The following is a 2,530-nucleotide window of genomic DNA, read 5'->3' on the forward strand; positions in this document are numbered from 1 at the left end:
CAAGATCCGAGGTCGGTCGTCTGACCGGCCTCTCTGCACGACAGCAATCGCGGGTGATCGAGAAACTCGTCAAGTCAGGGTGGGTTATCCATGATAGTCCTAAGGGTCCCTTGAGACTGAGACTTCCCTGTTCTTGAATAAGGGCGATCAGGATGTGGGTGGCGACGATCCCATATTTTCAGCTGGCACATGCATTCAGTTTTCCGGGTGGATCTCCAAGTGATTTCGTCTCCGGTTCCATCGGTCCTTTTTCCTACCCGGAGCGCTCGTGATCAGCGCCTGCAGGGACAATGCCGAGGCGCACACCGATATCCTCGAAACCTGGATCAGCGGCATAGATGCGCTCGAACTCACTGCGGGCGCGGGCGCGCTGGCCCTTTTGTTCATAAAGAACCGCCCGGTCATAGCGGATCTGATGCAACAATCCCTCGGGCCGGTCCTTGCGCCGGCGGTTACCCAGTGTGAACACATCGATCGCGGCATCGGGCATACCAAGTGCGGCCAGTGCGCGGCCACGATAGAGCAGGATTGCCGTATCGACCGGGGTCTCATTCTCGACATGCACCGTGTCGCGCACCACGCGGTCCATCAGCGCGCGGTCATCCGGGCTGTCGAGCGCCAGTTCAGCAAAGGACAGCAGAACCACCGGATCAGTCGCATCAATCTCCATCAGCCGCTCGATATGCCCCATCGCGTCGGCATGGCGGCCCTCAAGCTGCGCGATTTCCACCAGCGCCAGCCGTGTGCCGCGTTCACGCGGGAAGACATGGGCGAAGATGTCGGATGTGATCGGAAGGCTGGCCTGTGCGGCAATCTCATATTTGGCAAACAGCGTGCCGAGATCACCGAGACGGGCCAACGCGTGCTCGAAATGTGCTCTGGCGAGGTCCAGTTCCTCTCGCCGCAGCCGGATCATCCCAGCCATCCAGGCGGCATCGGGCAGATCTCCTGCCTCTTCGAGGCCAGCCAGCGCGGCATCCTGATCACCGTCATTGAGCGCGCAGATGCCGTCGATGAAGCGCTTTTCCTCCGCCGGGGTCATCAGCCGCTGGAAAAACCCAAGCTTCAGCCGGTCGCGCTGCGGCACAGATGGCGCAGGTGCCGCCCCACCGCGCCCGGCGCGATTACGGTCATGAACGGTATAGAACATCCCTGTGCCAGGTAGACCGGCCGTCGCGCGATTGCCGCGGGGGCTAATCGTGTATTTCGCGCCGCGAGGGCCGAAAGACAGCGACGCGTTCGATTTCGACAGGTTCAGCGTGACACCAGGGGCAAGGCGCACCCGACGCCAGAAGCGGAAAGCCATTCACACACCCCGCCGCTTACTGACACGTTGCTCGCGCTGTTCAAAAAACGAACTGTCCCTGCGCAACACCGCAGCATGCATCTCTTCCACCTCGGCCTGCCAGACGCGCTCCATATCCGTCAGGTCTTCAGCGTCATCAGGATGGCGCAGCTTCATCATCTGAACCAGCGCGCTCACATGGCGTTCAAGGAGTTGCACCCGGTGCTGCAGGTAGACGGCAGACAGACTCATTTTGACCACCCTGCCCGCTTGCGCAGTTGATCAATCGTGTCGATGGCATCCTCGAGTGTCTTTTCGCAGCCGAACTTTTCGCGTTGCGTCATGTTGGGATTGCCCTTGATCGCACCCAGCCCGGCCACGATAGCATGACGCAGTTCCGCTCCGCGATCAGGGCCGTGCAGTGTCGCCTGCCCGATCAGCATCTGGATCATCATAGTCTGAGCCACCAGTTGGCCTGACAGGACCTCGATGTCTTCATTGCGTTTCAAAAGCCTTCCTTTCTTCAATTCAGTGATATGTCATTGAGCCATCGGGGTTTACCTTGGGGACCGGATTATCATCACGACTAAACATGGCGGATACAGCGGCATGAACTGGATCGCCACTCGACAAGACATCACCATCTGCCAGCATTTGCTGCAGACGGCTCGCATCTGCTTCAGTATCGCCCATGGGCCATAATGCCGAACTGGCCAGACGCCTTTTTCGCGTCATTAGACTGTGCAGCAGACAGTCGAACGAGTTGTGTTGATAACCTGGATGGATCGCCATAGGGATGTGGACGATCACGGGGCGGGTCTGGCCAATCCGATGAACGCGGTCATTGCACTGTTCCTCGACAGCCGGGTTCCACCAGCGGGACAGATGGATGACATGCGTCGCAGCCGTCAATGTCAGCCCGGTCCCCGCCGCCTTGGGACCCAAAACTAAAAGATCAAACCCTCGGTCGCGTTCTAAGTGCTGCTGAAACCGATTCACGATCTCCTGGCGACGCGGGATAGGGGTACTTCCGTTGATCAGGTCAACACGGGGAAGGCCAAACTCTCTTTTTGTGAGTTCGATGAAGCGATGCTGCATCTTCACATGCTCAATAAAGACCAGCGCTCGTTCGCCGCGGTCTCTGATCCCGCGCAGGATGTCCATCGCCGCAAGAAGACGTGCGGACATGCCGATATAGGTTTCGTCCTCCGTTGGTGACGATGCATCCGGGTGTACCGTGTACCG

At 59.0% G+C, this 2,530-nt stretch carries 4 protein-coding genes; all 4 read right to left on the reverse strand.

All coding sequences use genetic code 11. The features are described from left to right. Window positions 1-253 precede the first annotated feature (253 nt). Complete coding sequence (locus ACTZWY_RS19610) at window positions 254-1,306, reverse strand: DUF4236 domain-containing protein (protein WP_444792388.1); 1,053 nt, start codon at window positions 1,304-1,306, stop codon at window positions 254-256. Then, the gene (locus ACTZWY_RS19615; RefSeq protein WP_444792389.1) at window positions 1,307-1,537 is read right to left on the reverse strand and encodes a hypothetical protein; all 231 of its coding nucleotides are present in this window, start codon (window positions 1,535-1,537) and stop codon (window positions 1,307-1,309) included. It abuts the gene before it with no gap. Further along, window positions 1,534-1,794 (reverse strand): hypothetical protein, encoded by a 261-nt coding sequence (locus tag ACTZWY_RS19620; RefSeq protein ID WP_444792390.1) that lies wholly within the window; start codon window positions 1,792-1,794, stop codon window positions 1,534-1,536. The genes ACTZWY_RS19615 and ACTZWY_RS19620 overlap by 4 nt, the downstream gene beginning before the upstream one ends. Before the next feature lie 19 nt (window positions 1,795-1,813). After that, window positions 1,814-2,530, reverse strand: a 717-nt coding sequence (locus ACTZWY_RS19625; protein ID WP_444792391.1) for a helicase-related protein, incomplete at its 5' end; no start/stop codon positions are given.

Origin of the sequence: Roseinatronobacter sp. NSM (assembly GCF_052379845.1) — a bacterium.
GTDB lineage: Bacteria > Pseudomonadota > Alphaproteobacteria > Rhodobacterales > Rhodobacteraceae > Roseinatronobacter.